Raw genomic sequence first — 15,927 nt, 5'->3', positions numbered from 1 at the left:
GCTCACACTATCCTCGGGCTTCTGAAGTATCCATCTTCCCTTCTCGGCGCGTTTCTCAGAGCCTCCTCCTGTGAGAGCGAGTCCCTTGACACATCATCCCTGAAGACGTTTGCCAGGTCCACAACCCTGTATGTCGGCTCGACACCCTCTGTATCCACCTCATCCATCTGCTGGAAGTACTCCAGGATCGTGTTGAACTGCGCGACAAGCTCCTCCTTCTCCTCCTCGGAGATCCTGATGCTGGCAAGCCAGCTTATGTGCTCGACATCCTTGATGGTGATCATGGTATCCCCACATCCGAAGTGTAAAGACCACAGGCCATGCCGGCATGTGGATCTCCTGGGTAATATAACTATCCGGATGACGCTGCCGGCGCAGACCCCGGGAAAACAAAGAAGCTCTGTAGAAGCCGGCTGAAGGGATTTGGAGAACAAGCCTCAGGACCATCCCCTCAAAGAGGAGCCGTAGAGGTCGCATGCCGGTGATCTCATTGATGTGAGAGAACCACAAACGCAGGCTTTAGTCTTCGGGCCGGAGAGGAGGTCGAAAGCTACCGGAACCGCTCCTCGAACGGCATGGACCTGAGGTAGAACTGCCTGGCATGGACCAGCAGGTCCAGGAGGTACGAGTAGTTCTCCGCGACCACAGAGAGGCAGTCATCGCCTACCGACCACTCTACCCCCTCATAGGCATCCGCGAGAGGCCTCCAGAACTCGGCCGGCTCGAACTCCATCCTGTATTTATGCCTGTCTGTGAAGCTGAGGTGTATCCTCTTATCACTCATGCCTTGCCCTTCCGCTCAACGATCTCCGCAAAAGCAAGCGTCCCGCTTATCTTCTTGACCTTGGCCTTGACGATCTCGCCCTTCGATGTGTTCGGCACAAAGATCAGGTACTTGTCCACCTTTGCTATGCCGTCACCCTTGCTTCCCACGGACTCGATCCTGAGCTCGTAGGTCTCGCCCTCCTCTATGACATCCTTCGCCACGACCGCCTTGGCCTTCCTCTTCTTTACCGGCCTGTGGGCTCCGCACGCGTCGCACTTCAGCATAAGAACGCGATCGCTCTTTATGAGATGCGTATCAGGGAGCTTGCACTCTGTGCATATCACATACTCATCCACATAGGCCTCGATCTGGTTCTGGATCGCCTGCTCTGTGAACTTCCCCTGAAATACTCCGCGATGCCCTTCGATCTTCCCCGCGGTGCCCAGCTCCTGGAGAAGGAACTTCATCAGGTGATCCGGATCCCTGTTAAGAGCGTCAGCTATTGATGCGAAGTTGTCAAGCACAGTGGTCTTGCCCTCGTAGAATATCTTGGGCATAGGGATCTGGAACCTCTCCTTTGTGCCCTTGGTGGCGGGCATGGACCTCATCGCCCGCTCGAGTCCCGCTAGATAGTCCTCCAAGCCTGGTCACCGTTCAGGAGCCTACGATGATCTGGACCGGCGAGGGCAGCTTGTGACCTGCCCTTCGCAGAGCCGTCTTGGCCTCCTCGATATGCTCCGGGTGCACACCCAGCGTGAATATCCGCTGTCCAGGGTAGACCTGGGCCGCTGTGCCGACAGGCTTCCCGAATGCGCGACGCATGCCGCTGGAGACGCGGTCCGCGCCTGCGCCTGTCGCCTGCTTGTTCTCCCTTATGACATGGTGCGGGTAGACCCTTAGCTTGAGATGGAAATCGTTCCTGCCCAGTGTTTTAAGGAGATAACGGTTTGCAGCAACCCTTGCTGCCTCAAGTGCAGTGTGTCTTATCTGACATGGCTCTCTAACTACAAGAGAGAGCTTCACGGGAAAGTCCTCCGTGAGATTCCCCATGTCGTAGTGAACGACCTTGCTCCCAGGGACGCCTCCGATGTACTCCCTGCGCGTGTAAGGCCGCTCGATCCTTCTGTACATGCTTCCAGGTTTTCGCGCCAAATAATACTCCTCCGATGAGCTTGATACCTGCTACCTGCCACCCAATGGTTTATAAGTCTTAGTATCCGATGCGCGCGTCCGGCAAATTTATGCTGCAGACAGTGTGGCGATGAGTCTCCTGTGCTCTTGTAGGTCGGGAGCCAGACTCTCTGAATTGCCTCAGCATCTCGTGAGCATAAGATGCAGAGCTCGGTGCTGTTGATCCGACTGAATAGAGAAGCGCCCGCTGTCCTCCAGCAGGAGTTATACGAGCAGACTCCTGTGTGGGGATGTATGCCCCATGAACTCACCTGAACTCCAGCCTGCACTCCTTCGTGACCTCCATCAGGTACGCCCTCCCCGGCTCCATCTGCTCATCCATCTTCAGCGGCTTCCAGTCGTCATCCTCATACTTCCACATGAATGCTGAGATGAGTCCCTTCTCGACAGCCTCGGAGAAGCTGTACCGCCGGTGCTCTGTGTTGACGGTGATGTTCATGGGAGCCAGCGATTCGTTCACAGGCAGCCCTATCAGGTTCCAGCCGGGTCTCAGCTTGAGCCTGTAAGGTCGCTCAACAGGCTTACCGGATATCTTAATGGTGAAATCATCGTAGCTGTCGATTATGTAGCCCATTCCGGGCTCGAGGGCCGTTATGTTCGTAATCGCCGAGTCCTTCAGCGAGTAGCTCCACGCGTCATCAGACACCGTGAATATACCGCGGTACGGCTTGCCCTTGATGTACTTCTCCACGCGCGGATCCTTTGGCTTGACGTAGATGGAGACCGCGTTCCAGCCGGCTGTGATGTTTATGATCTGGACCTCCTCGGGGATTACGCGGTATTCCACTGAGAAGCTTCGCGTATCTCCGAGGCGTGGATTGATGAGGGGCCACATCACACGCTTGTGCTCTCCTGAGACATCCTCCGTATGCCATATGACCCTTGAACCCTCCTTAACAACAACATCCTCTGCATCCCTTGGAAGCAGCACCTCCGCTACGATCGCAGGGGGCGCGTTGAGGCTGACCTCCCCGTCGGTGCTGTCCACGCCGAGCCAGTAGAGCCAGTCCGTGGCCTGCTCTGAGATCGGGGAGACGGAGACCGAAACGGTATCGTTGCCCGCCACCGCATCTACCCTGTACGGAAGCTCCGGCACTTTTGGAAGATACGGCCTGAACTCAGGATCGCCGAAGAGCATGAAGCTGCTCGCGGTCTGGTTCATCATCTCCTTCATCGAGTACTCCCAGGGTGGCAGCATCTCCTCTATCCTCTCGAAGGATATCTTCTCCGCACCCTTCATCTTCATGATGTACAGGTTCTCAGCCCGGCTCAGCGCCTCTCCGGCGGTTGCATTCTCGAATACCAGCGCCTGGTAGAAGCGCTTGTTGTAGTCCTCTGAGACGTATATCCACACAAGCGCGGATGAGCCCACATAGCCCACTGCGCCAGCCCTGACGAACGCGAGGGCTATCGAGTCGTCGAGCCTCATGGGTATGTACATCTCGGTGCCGCTCACGTTGATCGTGAACCCCTTCAGGCGTGAGCTCAGACAGGAGTTGCTCGTCGTGAACTGCGGAGCGAGAATGAACTGCTTGACCTGGGTCTCATCGAGGAACGAGTCTGTCATGGCCCAGCTCGAGAGGGCCCAGCCTTTCTCAGAGCCATGGTGATCGAAGTGGACTATGCCCACACCATTATTCAGGAACGCCGAGACCCTCTGGAAGGTCGCCTCCTCCCATCGCAGGTCCCTTGAGTTGAGGCCGGCATCTGCAAGATACTCCTTTATCCTTATCGGTACAGGGCTCCACGGCCACTCCACAGGCGTGGCCACTACGAGCGATGTGTTCTTCCAGTTGCCCTGAAGCCTCCCGTAGCTCAGCGTCCTGGCGACCATCTGCGAGACGTCGTAAACGCTGAGACCTATGAACCTACCTGTAGATACCTCTGTGTAGTTGTCATCGTCCATGTCTATCCTGTAGTCCCTGTAAACATCATAGGAGAAGGGATCCCCCTCGAACTCCTGCTTCACGCCGGTGGTCGGGAACGGAAGTGCTCCGGGGTCTCCAACCACAAGGAGGTACTCCGGCTTTAGCTCCATCTCCTCCACGCTCTCGCGCAGCCACTCCTCCACATCCTTCGGATCCACGTACTGCGGGTCCCTGACCACATCCATCACAATGGCATGCTTTGCAGCTGCGACCTGCATCGATGCCAGCGACAGCTTCGGTATCTTTGTGTGGCTGAAAGCCGTCACGTTGTTCGGCGGCAGCGTGGACTTCACCTCTATGCTCATGTTCTTCGTCCGGTACTCTGTGCCGCCTCCAACCTCGATGTTGAATAGCCACCTTCCAGGCTCGGGCATCGGAAGCACCGCGCGGTATCCTCTGGAGCTGGCACTGAACCGGACGTGGCCGATAAGACCGTGCGGGCTGAAGAGCCGGAGGGCTGTGTAGGTGTGCGGCTCGGTGACGTTCCATGTGACTATCGCGGTCCCAACGGGCATCTCTCCCGGATACGTGATCTCAGAGACCGGCCCATCGTTCTCGGTCTTCACCGTGACGTTATCCTCCAGGCCGGTGTACCTGACGGTCATGCCCCTGTCGAGAGGCTGCACCCAGCCGGCATCCAGCGGGTGTAACACCACCACCTCCAGATTCAGGGATACCGACTCGTCTGGCTCAAGCTTCTCCAGGTCCCATGTGAGTATCGAGCCGTTGAAGAATGCGCCTGCCGGATCAGATGGCTCTTTGGATATCGGATCGGTTATCGCGAGCTTTCCTTTGTAGTATATCGGCATTCTCACATAACGACCGTTAGCGAACATGTCGACGAGGCTGATCCCCTCCAGGGGCTCCGTGCCGGTGTTCTTGAGCGTTATGTTCATCCTCACAACCTCACCGGCCTCCTCGGAGGGTATGCTCGCGGGCGTCATCTCAACAGTGACCCAGAGATCCCTGACGATGGCTCGCTTTATTCTGCTCTCCGGCTTTGGGGGTATCAGGGATATGTCATGGCTGTTTGTCAGCACTATGGATCTGACAGAATCGTTGCGCGCCTTCATCTCGTTCAGCAGGAGATCCAGATCGCCTCTGTGGACTGTGACGTTTATCTCCTCCAACCTCTTGACCACAGCAGATGGCGCATCTCCTGTGATGATCACATCACTGCATCCCAGCCTCTCGATCTCCGAGAGCGTGGTGTTCGATATGTTGGAGGTGAAGAAGAGAACAGGCCAGTTCAGGTAAGAGGCTATTGTCGCTGCCTGGATCCCAGCTGTGTAGTTATCCCCGACCAGAACCGCTCCTGGAGATGAACTCCACCGGCTGCTCACAAGCACTGCGAGCTCCTCGCTGCTGTTGTATCTCAAGGTATCATTGCATGCCCATGAGACATCTCCGATGCCAAGCGTCCTCATGCCGAGCTCTTTTATCAACCACTGCGCGGCCCTCGAGGGCGGCTCGAGCTCCGACCAGAGTGGCGTGTAAACGACGTTGTACTCGAACACAATACCATCGCATGCCGCTCTTACCAGACTCTCGATGTAGTTCAACGCACCCTCGACGTTCTGCGTGGAGAGCATGTACTCGACGTAATCATCGCTGAGCCTCACATATATCGGTGTATCAGTCACCCTTGCGGCAAGCTCCGCATCCTGCACCGGCACCGAGGACACGACGACGAAGTCTGAGATATTGGAGAGATCATAGAGATTGTAGCCCTTCGATTTGTCAAAAGGTTCGTCTATGGCGACACCGAGCTCGACCGGTCCCAGATTTCTGGTTATGTTCCGCGCCTCTCGGGCGATCTCCAGGACCTTCTGCTCCCTCCAAGAGAGCCACTTCTGATAGTTGTATCCCGAGGACCTTATCCTCGTCAGGTCCAGCCCTGTATCTCTGTAGAACTCCTCCTTGCAGACATCGCAGAAGCAGTAGTCTGCTCCCTCGAAGCCGAACCTGTAGAGCACAACGCCATCAACCTTGTAATCATCTATGATCTCCTCGATCCTGGCGTAGAGATCCTCTCTGACATTGGGATTCACAGGACACAGGAGAGATCCACGGTTTCCGTTTGCGTCCAGAGAGTATCCCCCGATCTCTGTATCGTTCCCCTCCTCCACGCTCTTCCTGAGCTCGACACCTCTGAATGCATCGCGGATCATTCCGGCCAGGGTCGAGTCGTTCGCCTCCACCGGTGTGGTCGTCGTCCACTTCTCCTCATCTTTTTCCGGCTCCAGGGATACGGTCATGTACGCCCTGATTCCCTGCTTCTGAGCTGTTTTGACAAGGGTCTTGACGTCCTCGCCTGAGCCGTGGATTATCATCGCGGAGACGTTGCCCGAGGTCATGGACTGCAGGATCGCATCCATGCCGTACCTCTCGAGATCCGTGCCCTCCACCCAGCCGAGGCGCCTTCCGGTCTTCACCTCCCTCGGGAGTATCAGCATCGGCTTCACCACTGTGGTGTTATCCTCACTCCATGTCGAGAGCGGCACGGATGCCACAACAGCATGCCAGTCCTGTCCTCCGACGAGTATCATCTCATCGAAATCTGATTTCGCCCCCCTCTCGAACACGGCGCCTGCCTGGGATACCAGGAGCACTAGAATTGCTGCTATACATATGGCGCGCATCACGACACCTCCGTGGTGAGGCCGATGGCCCTGAGCGATTCCACCGCTGAACTGCTCACCCCGCTCCCGATGATCGCCTTCTCCAGGCCCCTCGCCATCATATTCTCAATAGACGACCTGATCGAATCGGTGAGCTCATCGCCACAAACGACCAGTGGAAGACCTGAGCGCTTCGCGATCTGATAAGATCTGAAGACATCCACCTCGCCTGGCCCTGAGACGACAACTGCAGTCTGGTTTGACCACATCCTGTCCGCGAACATCCAGGAGGTCTCGGCGAGATCCGCGCCCGCGATCCTCGAGACGTTGAAGCCAGAGAGCTCAGACTCGATCCTGCTGCTTACAACAGATTCATCGCCCAGTATGATCAGATCCCTGTACGGGAGAAGCCTGTCCCTGATATCCCTGCTCACCCTGTCCTCGACCTGAATCACAGGCACGGTCGTGTTGTTTCCTGATAGCAGAGAGGCCATCGCCGTGTACCGTGGATCAGTCGATGTGATCATCGCGAATCCAGACGGCTCTATCGCTTCCAGATACACGATCTCAGGCGGGAACGGCACCCCGTTCGAATCAACCATCTTGAAGACTATCGCGTATCCAGAGGGCTCTGTCGCGATCAGCGTGAAGTTCGCGGATCCGAGCTTGCCGTTGATGTCCAGAACCATGCTCGATGGCACGATCAGCAGAGATGGATCTGATATGGCATCGACCATCACCCTGACGTTGTTCTCCAGGAAGAGCGTCATCCTTCCCTCATAGCTCCTGTTCACGACCACGCGCTTCGGGATATCTATCCTGACATTGTAACCCTTGACCACAACCCCGACATCTAGATTCACAGCAACACTTGCGTTCTTCGATCTGTTGCCCTGTGACTCTGCCACGATCCTCATTGACCCGCTCCTTGCGCTCTCATCCACCTCGACCTCCAGGCTCAGAACACGGCTCGATCCGGAGGGGAGCGGGAGCGAGTATGGAAGATCTATCTCCTTATCCCCATCGAAGAGCTTCGGGTGCCAGCCCTCGGGAACCTCGGGAATGTATATCTCGATGAGATCCCTGAACCTGCCGGTGTTTCTCACCTCGAGATCGAACTCCGCAGGCTCATCAGGGGTGACCTCTCCGCCTGCCTCCCTGGCATCGTTTATGTAGAGCCCGACATTGTAGCTGTCCTTCTCGATGACGTTCAGGTTGAAGCTTATGGCTATCGGAAGAACAGGAGGCGCAGTCTCATCGAAGATGTAGAAGAATCCCGTGTACAGTCCGGGCTTCGTCTCAGGAGGTGCCATGAAAAAGATGTCCACATCCATATCATCGCCCGGATCGATCTTCTTCTTCGGTATATCGATCATAATCATATCCTTTGCATCCCCACCCACAGAGGTGGCTCTTATCCTCGATACCGGCTCCTCACCTGTGTTTGTCAGGGTCAGAGTCTTGTGTATGACCTCTCCAGGGTGGATCTCGATATCGAAACGCTCCCGATCCGGCTTAAGCTGGGCGGAGGCGATCCCGCTCAGAAGCAGCACAATGAGCATGAGGTAAATGGGCTTCATCAGGACCACACAGTGGCAACTATTTTCTTTTGGTTCACTCTTTCCATCAAGATATAAAACAGTATCTGGTGTCAGGGATGCCCTGAAGATTTCGGTCATGTGGATGCAACCAAAGTCCAGGACTCATGCGCAGGCCGGGATGTTCCATACTCCCGCTCCCCAAACGAAGAGATTATCTAGTGGGACGCCAACCTGCATGTTTCAAAGGATTGAATCGAGGGGAGAAAAGGTCGTAGTCATGATTTCGAAAGAGGAGATCTTGGAGATACTGAAAGGGTATGATCTGAAGAACATCACCATAGCCACGGTCTGCTCACACAGCAGCCTCCAGATATTTCACGGCGCGAAACAGGAGGGCTTCCGGACGCTCGGCATATGCATAGGGCCGCCTCCGAGGTTCTATGATGCCTTCCCGCTTGCAAAGCCGGATGCGTTTCTGTCGCTGGACAGTTATAAGGGCATGCTGGATGAGAGCGACCGTCTGATCGATGAGAACGCCATAATAATACCACACGGCTCGATGGTCGAGTATCTCGGCATCCAGAACTTCGAGGCACTGCCCGTCCCGACATTCGGGAATCGAAGGTGCCTCGCCTGGGAGAGCGACCGCGAGATGGAGCGGGAGTGGCTCCTGAGGGCGGGTGTGAACGTCCCCATGAGGTTCGAGAGCGCAGAGCTGATAGACAGGCCTGTCATAGTCAAGTACCACGGCGCAAAGGGCGGGAAGGGCTTCTTCATAGCCAAGAACAAGGAGGAGTTCCAGTCGAAGATCCAGAGGGGACAGAAATACACAATACAGGAGTTCATCCTGGGAACGAGGTACTACATCCACTTCTTCTACTCCCCAATAAGGGAGAAGGGCTACCGTCTGCGGAGAGGGACGCTCGACATGCTCGGGATCGACAGGCGCGTGGAATCCAACGCTGATGAGATCTTCAGGATAGGATCCGTGAACGAGCTCGAGGCCGCGGGGATATACCCGAGCTTTGTGGTGACAGGAAATCTGCCGCTTGTTCTTAGGGAGTCGCTTCTTCCGAAGGTCTTCGATCTGGGAGAGAGGGTCGTCGAGACGTCGATAGAGCTCTTCGGCGGCATGATAGGTCCTTTCAGCCTCGAGACGATAGTAACGGATGACCTGGACTTCAAGGTCTTCGAGATATCTGCAAGAATCGTCGCCGGCACGAACCTCTTCATAAGCGGCTCGCCGTATTCCGATCTAATAGAGAAAGGCCTATCCACAGGAAGGAGAATCGCCCAGGAGATCGCGCTCGCGAGAAGCATGGGGGCGCTGGGAGAGGTCATAAGCTGAATGGATCCTCAGGAGAGATCCATCCCGGGCATGTGCAGGATGCAGAGCAACAGGTCAGAGATGCATCTGCCTTTGTTTTTCCCCTTGCTGCATAGGCGCAGGAGCAAGCGATAGCTGATCGGTGCCCATATGCTCCTGTGACCTCATCTCCGGAGTGTAGACAGGAGCTTGCGCCCTGTTACGCTCTGTCTCTGAGATGCAGCGTGCGTCCTGCAGATCTCTCACATGCCGCACAGGGCATATGGCTGATATCTTCTCTGACCTCTGAGCACCGGAAAAGCTTATCTTCAGACCTTCTCATATCACGACCCACCATGTCCAGCCTGTTCGAGATATTCAGGGAGGCAACACTGCTACAGTGCGGGTTTCTGGAGAAGCTGCTTCGCCTCGATATGTCTGAGGTCGCAGCCTTCTCAGAGTCGCTGGCATCTTTTCTCAGCGATACAGAGAGAAACAAGTTCGTCTACGGGCTCGCTGCGGGCAGAAGCGCGCTCTCGCTGTACAGCTTCCTTCAGCTCCTCCAGAACCACTTCGATAACGTCTTCCCGTGCACCCTGGAGGATCCCGTCCAGAGACACTTCAATCCGAGAAAGATGAATCTGGGGATAGCGGTCTCGGGCTCTGGAGAGACCCCGTCCGTGAACAAGTACATCGAGGATGTCATAGGGCAGAAGGGAGAGATCAAGCTGATCACAGCCAACAGGAACGGCACCGCATACAGGCTCGTGGAGGATTACGAGAACGGCACCATACTCGTGATAGAGGGGAGGACGAAGTACAGCACCGACAAGGAGAGGCGCTCCCGGCTATCGCCACTGGGCACCGAGTTCGAGCTCGAGGTCCTGGCGTTCCTCAATGCTCTCTTCAAAGATATACAGGCCAGGCTGGATGGTCACCATGATGATAGATGTCCCGAGTACTGCTCCACAATACAGGACTTCGAGGAGAACGGAAGGCTCATAGCCGGTATGGACCAGGAGCATCTGGAGAGATGGTTCGGCAGGCTCTTTCCCAGATCGGGACGTTATGTCATCGGCGGAGTCGGAAGATCCGGGCTCGTCGCAAGGGCATTCGAGATGAGGTTCACGCATCTGAACAAGATAAGCTACTGGGAGCGGGACTTCAACACGCCGAGCTTCCAGATAGGGGATGTGTACATACCAATAACGGGAGGAGGCAACACCTACGAGGCGCTTGAGGGCGCCAGGAACGCCTTCAGGAACGGCGCGGACGTTATGCCGATCACGGCGAACAGGGAGTCGAACCTGATGGCGCTTGTGAGGGAGAAGGGCAGGCTCGATGATGCTGTTTTCATACCCGTGAAGAAGGACTACCAGAGCCTTTTTAAGGGCAATAGAAGCACCACAAGCTGGCTTGTATCCGAGTTCACGAAGTACAGATACCCGATATTCGAGATAAACACATCCATATTCACGAACAGCGTCGTCGCAGTCGGCGCCGAGTTCCTGGGCATAGTCGAGGCCGGGATGCGCAGGCTTCATGTGTAACAGGTGGCTGAAGCCCTCTCTTCATGCTGAGGCATCATGAAGATACTACTGATATCTGACACACATCTTGATCACATTCCGGAAAGCCTCCTGGAGATTTTGTCCGGATATGACATGATACTCCATGCGGGCGATCTCGTCAGCATGGATGTCTACACAGATCTTGAGACTCTTGGGGAGACGCACGCAGTGGCGGGGAACTCAGATCATCCGGATGTAAGGAGGACACTTCCAGAGCGTCTGAGGCTTGATGTTGAGGGGATGCGTGTGGGTCTCATCCACAGGCCATCCCACTCGCCCGATTCCCCCGGCATAGCCCTGATGGCCAAGGAGATGGATGTGGATCTCCTCGTCTTCGGCCACTTCCACAGGCCGATCTTCGAGCGCGATGGGCGGCGGGTGATGGTATGCCCCGGAAGCCCCACCTCCCCCAGGCTCTCTCCGCCGTCGGTGGCAGAGCTTCTTATCGAGGAGGGGCGGGCATCGCTCAGGATCGTCCCTGTGGGAAGGCCGATGTGCAGCTACCTCCAGTTTGCTGAGACGCTTTACCTGAACGGGTCGAGGGATCCACCAGAAGGATGAGCGAAAGGAAGCTGCTGATTCTCGAAGCCCACAGAAACCGCAGCTCGACCGCATGCGTGATTCCATGGGGCCAGCTGCCACCCAGCGAGGTCACACGCCACAACTCCCCCAGACACCAAAATGTTTATCAGCGATCAGTTTGGTACATCCACGCGGTGGTTTTATGGATACAGCTACAGCTCTGGAATACCTGCAGTCCCTGATCGTGCTGGCGATATTCATACTGATAGTGGCAGCTGGCTTCAAGGTATGGAGATGGAACTACGTGGTTCCTCCAAAGTGATCCTCTCTTTTTGATGAATCAGAGATGAGGGAATCAGGCTCCACAGCTCTCTGGAACTGCCCAGCGCTGGCCGTTTCTGCGCGGCTGGATTCTGTTGTGCAGCAGGTCTATTAGTCGCGATCGCTGAGCATCAGAAGAGCGGATCCGGGTCGCGCCATGCCAACCAGTGCTCCGGGCTGGTGAAACATTTTTAACCGTACCCGCGCACCGGTACCACATGCCAGATGCGGTGATCCTTTGCGACAGGTCGTTTCTCTACGAGAAGCTCTTCGAGGAGGCGGGTGCTGATGTTCACTTCATAAAACCTGAGATGCTATGCAGTCCGTTCCTCCCCAGGTTCAGGGCTCTGATAATCCCGACTGGATTCGCGAACCAGCAGTACTCAAGAGCCCTGAGACACCTGAGAGCCTGCAGGGATGGGATAAAGAACTTCGTGCGCTCCGGTGGCGTCATCGTCGTATTCGGCCCGCTCGTTCCGGAGCACGACTATGACTGGCTGCCGCTCGCGATAAGATACAGGGGCGAGTACACCGAGGCTGCACAGATAAACTTCTCCTGCGAAGAGGCGCCGCTCTGCGGCGGGTCGGGTGACTGCGACGGATACCTGGAGCCCGGAGCGGATTTCGAGGTGCTCGCCAGGGACCCTGCAGGGCGACCGGTCCTGTGCGCGGGCAGGTACGGCGAGGGCATGATTTTCATCACTTCAATCCATGAGTTTCCGTCAGTGGATTTTGTGAGATATGTGATCTCGAAGGGGAAGCCATCGAAGATCGTGTGAATTTCTGCGCGGCCCGACGGAGAGATCTTGAGCCTTAACAAAATTGTCTGAGTCACGTCATGCCGCTGGAGGATGCGATGTACAGAAAGCACAGCCGGCTCAGGGATGAGATAGAATCATTAAACGTGAAGCCTGAGGGAGGGGTTCTCCTGGTGAACCTCAGCACCGGAGAGCGCTGGAGCTTCGATTCGTACCACGATGCGATCGAGTTCATGAAGGGAAAGAAGGGAAGATGGTATCTGACAGCAAATATAAATAAAAAATGAAATTACAGATGGAACTCTATGTGGAACGGTATGTAGAATACCCAGATGAAGTAGAGCACCATCAGTATCAGGCCGAGCGGTACGCCTAGCTTCGCCCACTCCTTGCTCGTGATGTTGAGCTTGCCTGCCGATATGATGTTCGGGATGTTCCCGGGGATCAGCATGCCTCCGGATATCAGGAGTCCCATCAGCACAGCCTGGATCTGAACTATATCCATCGAGGGGCTCAGCTCAGCTGCAGTGAGTGTGGCGTTGTCGAGGATCGCAGAGATCATGTTCACCCAGTACAGGATCTGGGGCGGTACTGTCAGCAGGTATTTATCTATGACGGTCTTCATGCCCCCGCCCAGGAGAAGCAGCGCCATGACGAAGATGTAGACCTTAAGAGCCCTGACGAAGACGTCCCTCAGGCCTGCGCCCTCCTCAGCTGCAACTGCACATGCCTCCTTCGCCGCCTTCCCTGTGAAGAACATCGCGAGAAGTCCCATCGCCAGGCAGCCTGGAATTATGTACACCGCGAGCCTGTTGAAGAGGAAGAAGAACCCAGCATTGTATGGCGGGCCCTGAAGCTTGGTGATCGCTATGGTCGAGAGCGGCTCGCCTACAGGAGTGAGAACAGCGCCGAGGCCTATCGAGAAGCACGCGATGATCACTACGTTTATCTTCGTCTTCCTGTCAAGAGGCATGCAGTTGACGAGCTCGACTAGGAGAAGGGATGCTATGATCGCGGTTATTATGCTTGACGAGAGGCCGAGTATCACGACCATCAGGAAGACAATAACCTTCAGGGGAACTACCTCAAGGATCCTGGCCATGGCCCTCTGAGCAGTTGTTCTCCCATAATGGAAGAGCAGACCCGCAACCAGGACAGCAGGCACGATGCCCTTTATGATCGGCTCCTTTATGGCCTCCATGACGAGCTCCATGTGCCAGCCTATCTTCTCCACTGCCTCAGGGTTGTTGATGTATATCTGCTCAAGAACCTCCTTGCTCTCGAATCCAGATAGGGTCACTGCGAGCACGCCCATCACGAAAAGAAACGCCTCCAGGTTGTGCTCTATCTTTCTCACCATGAATGGACCAACGAGCACAATCAGAACTATCGCAAATAGCCCGATATCAACGGGCGTCGGCTGTAATGCCATTGAATCACCTCTTTATTCTACACCCACAAGACTGAAAGTCTGTTGCCAGATGGTTTTTATCTATTAAATGGTTTTGGTTTTCAAAAGCCGATGCTCGATTTCAGAGGCTCTGGGAAAATCAGCACCCAGAAGAACCCCGCTGGTGTCTCAATGGGGGCGCCTGAAAATGGGTATAAAAAATTGCCGACGCCCCGCAGGGCATCAGCTCGATTTGAGCCTGAGATTTATGTTCTCCATGAAGTCGCATGCACCGCCGATGCACCCTCTCCTGAGCGGCTGGTCTCTGAACAGAATCTTGCGCATTATCTCAAACGACCCCAGATACTCCTCGTGCTCCTTCATGCTCCTCTGTCCCGGCTTGGACTGCCGTGCGTCGAGCATGAGGTAGCCTGTGAAGTTGTCGGCTGTCCTGAACTCGGCGCTTCTCCCCAGAGTGCCCGTCTGGTACAGGTTGAAGTTCTGGTTCTTGAACTCCATCGCCTGGAGGTTGTAGCTCTCCCTCACCTTCGCGCCGATACCGCCGAAGGCTATGGAGCTTCTGAAGCTCTCGCTCCCCATGAGCGTGTCCCCGGGCGCCAGAGCAACGTAGTCATCGACAGCGTCCTGCTCCTCGAAGTTTGGATTCCTGCCCTTAGCACGGTCGACCAGGTACTCGTTCTTCACCAGCGCCTCGACGCTGCCGCTGAAGTAGACGTCCTTGTTGGATTTTATCCCCGAGTTCATCGACCTGACATCCTTGCTGAGCTGGAACTGGCCGCTCCCGCTGATCATCGTCTCGGATGCGTAATCGAATCCCTGGACCTTGAACTTTCCTGTATACGATGAGGATTCTGCGCCTGGTGCTGTCGCGGTGACCCTGAACCTGTAATCCCCGCCAAGCGCGTTTGTGGCCGGCGTGACCTGCAGCGGCTCCGAGACCTCGCCGCCGGCGGGTATGAACACCTCCGTGGAGGTCCAGCTGAACCAGTCCATGCCGCAGGTCTCAGGGCTGACTGTGAGGGTGGCGGTCACGTTCGTGTAACCCTCGTTCCTCACGGTCACAATGTAATCTAAAGTTCTCCCAGGAGTCGTGTACTCCCTGTCCCGCTCATGGAGTGGTCCGGTCTGCCTCACGTAGACGGCAAGCTTTCCGGGAGCGATGGGCGCGGGGGGAGCAGAGGGAACGGCAAAAGAGCTCGATGGGTACGATGGATACACTGAGTCACCTGTGTACGGTGGGCCTGTCGGGCTCTCCTCCACCGTCGCTGATGCTGGAATTATCAGCGCCAGGATCAGAATCCAGATCAATGGAACCACCTCAAAAAAAAAAAGAGAGGAGATCAGCAGTCGACGCCTGCGCACGGGCTGGGCTTCTCCTCAGCGAACGGCGCCTCGTGGAACTTGATCAGCTTCTCGACCTCGAATGTGCCTGTGAACGACTGGTGATCCTTTATGTCCTTGTAGAATATCTTGTGCCACTTGGAGTCGGTGCCCCATGTGCCGTTGAAGTAGTTCCTGGTCTCGAATCCGACGAGATGCGTCGGGCTCACGTTGTACTTGAGATTGTTCTTGGCCTTATCATCCCATTTCTCACTCGAATTCAGCGGGTTCTCGGTCCAGTGGCCTGTGGGATCAGTCGATGCGAAGTACACGGTCTGATCCTTCTCCATCTCCGTTACAGCGAAGACCTCCTGCACCTCAGCACCGATGCCTCCGTAGAAGGCCTTGGAGTGGAGGTACTTGCCACCGACGAGCGGTGTGCTCCCTGAGTAGGTCATCTTCGATGTCTCATACAGGTTGAGAGGCTTCTTATCACTCACATTGCTGGAAGGCCCTGGTCTCATCAGCTTGCTCGCGTTCTCCGAGAGCAGGTGCTCGGAGTCGAGCTCGAAATCGCCGTCGCCGGCCATCACGTTGTAGTACTCGAGAGCGATCTTCTTGTCCACGATCGATGTGCTTATGTCAATAACACCATTCCCCGCCACCTTCTG

General features: G+C 55.8%; 14 protein-coding genes. 5 read left to right on the top strand and 9 right to left on the bottom strand.

The annotated features are described in order from the left end of the window. Positions 1-2: 2 nt before the first annotated feature. The 6 genes from gatC to QFX31_RS06345 form a co-directional block, all read right to left on the bottom strand. Positions 3-284 carry an Asp-tRNA(Asn)/Glu-tRNA(Gln) amidotransferase subunit GatC gene (gene gatC / locus QFX31_RS06370; protein ID WP_348531281.1) on the bottom strand — a complete coding sequence of 94 codons (282 nt, stop codon included), beginning with the start codon at positions 282-284 and terminating at the stop codon, positions 3-5. A 266-nt stretch (positions 285-550) separates the two neighbouring features. Beyond that, a complete protein-coding gene (locus QFX31_RS06365) occupies positions 551-784 on the bottom strand; it encodes a hypothetical protein (protein WP_348531280.1) in 234 nt (77 codons plus the stop codon). Beyond that, positions 781-1,407: a translation initiation factor IF-2 subunit beta gene (locus QFX31_RS06360; protein WP_348531279.1), complete on the bottom strand. Its 627-nt coding sequence runs from the start codon at positions 1,405-1,407 to the stop codon at positions 781-783. Before QFX31_RS06360 ends, QFX31_RS06365 begins: the two co-directional genes overlap by 4 nt. A gap of 13 nt (positions 1,408-1,420) precedes the next feature. Further along, a complete protein-coding gene (locus QFX31_RS06355; protein ID WP_348531278.1) occupies positions 1,421-1,918 on the bottom strand; it encodes a 50S ribosomal protein L16 in 498 nt (165 codons plus the stop codon). A gap of 286 nt (positions 1,919-2,204) precedes the next feature. Further along, entirely contained in the window at positions 2,205-6,527 is a 4,323-nt protein-coding gene (locus QFX31_RS06350; RefSeq protein ID WP_348531277.1) for a C25 family cysteine peptidase, read from the bottom strand. Further along, complete coding sequence (locus tag QFX31_RS06345; protein WP_348531276.1) at positions 6,527-8,086, bottom strand: hypothetical protein; 1,560 nt, start codon at positions 8,084-8,086, stop codon at positions 6,527-6,529. Before QFX31_RS06345 ends, QFX31_RS06350 begins: the two co-directional genes overlap by 1 nt. 238 nt (positions 8,087-8,324) lie before the next feature. On the opposite strand from QFX31_RS06345, the gene QFX31_RS06340 reads away from it, so the two are divergent. The 5 genes from QFX31_RS06340 to QFX31_RS06320 all read left to right on the top strand — a co-directional run bounded on the left by QFX31_RS06340 (position 8,325) and on the right by QFX31_RS06320 (position 12,812). Beyond that, positions 8,325-9,395, top strand: a complete 1,071-nt coding sequence (locus QFX31_RS06340; protein ID WP_348531275.1) for a formate--phosphoribosylaminoimidazolecarboxamide ligase — start codon at positions 8,325-8,327, stop codon at positions 9,393-9,395. 314 nt (positions 9,396-9,709) lie between these two features. Further along, complete coding sequence (locus QFX31_RS06335; protein ID WP_348531274.1) at positions 9,710-10,903, top strand: sugar phosphate isomerase; 1,194 nt, start codon at positions 9,710-9,712, stop codon at positions 10,901-10,903. A 36-nt stretch (positions 10,904-10,939) separates the two neighbouring features. Next, a complete protein-coding gene (locus QFX31_RS06330; RefSeq protein ID WP_348531273.1) occupies positions 10,940-11,485 on the top strand; it encodes a metallophosphoesterase in 546 nt (181 codons plus the stop codon). A gap of 500 nt (positions 11,486-11,985) precedes the next feature. Then, complete coding sequence (locus QFX31_RS06325) at positions 11,986-12,546, top strand: hypothetical protein (RefSeq protein WP_348531272.1); 561 nt, start codon at positions 11,986-11,988, stop codon at positions 12,544-12,546. Between the two features lie 77 nt (positions 12,547-12,623). Further along, positions 12,624-12,812, top strand: coding sequence for a hypothetical protein (locus tag QFX31_RS06320; protein WP_348531271.1), 189 nt, complete (start codon positions 12,624-12,626; stop codon positions 12,810-12,812). Positions 12,813-12,814: 2 nt separating this feature from the next. Here QFX31_RS06320 and QFX31_RS06315 read toward each other — a convergent pair whose 3' ends face one another. The 3 genes from QFX31_RS06315 to QFX31_RS06305 all read right to left on the bottom strand — a co-directional run. Further along, positions 12,815-13,957 carry a DUF1646 family protein gene (locus QFX31_RS06315; RefSeq protein ID WP_348531270.1) on the bottom strand — a complete coding sequence of 381 codons (1,143 nt, stop codon included), beginning with the start codon at positions 13,955-13,957 and terminating at the stop codon, positions 12,815-12,817. A 201-nt stretch (positions 13,958-14,158) separates the two neighbouring features. Then, positions 14,159-15,253, bottom strand: a complete 1,095-nt coding sequence (locus QFX31_RS06310; protein WP_348531269.1) for a hypothetical protein — start codon at positions 15,251-15,253, stop codon at positions 14,159-14,161. Between the two features lie 23 nt (positions 15,254-15,276). Beyond that, positions 15,277-15,927: hypothetical protein (locus QFX31_RS06305; protein WP_348531268.1), on the bottom strand; the 651-nt coding region annotated here is incomplete at its 5' end.

It is taken from the genome of Methanothrix sp. (assembly GCF_030055635.1).
In the GTDB taxonomy this organism is placed as follows: domain Archaea; phylum Halobacteriota; class Methanosarcinia; order Methanotrichales; family Methanotrichaceae; genus Methanothrix_B.
The sequence above is the reverse complement of the archived record's forward strand: the minus strand, read 5'-3'. Positions and strand labels throughout refer to the sequence as shown.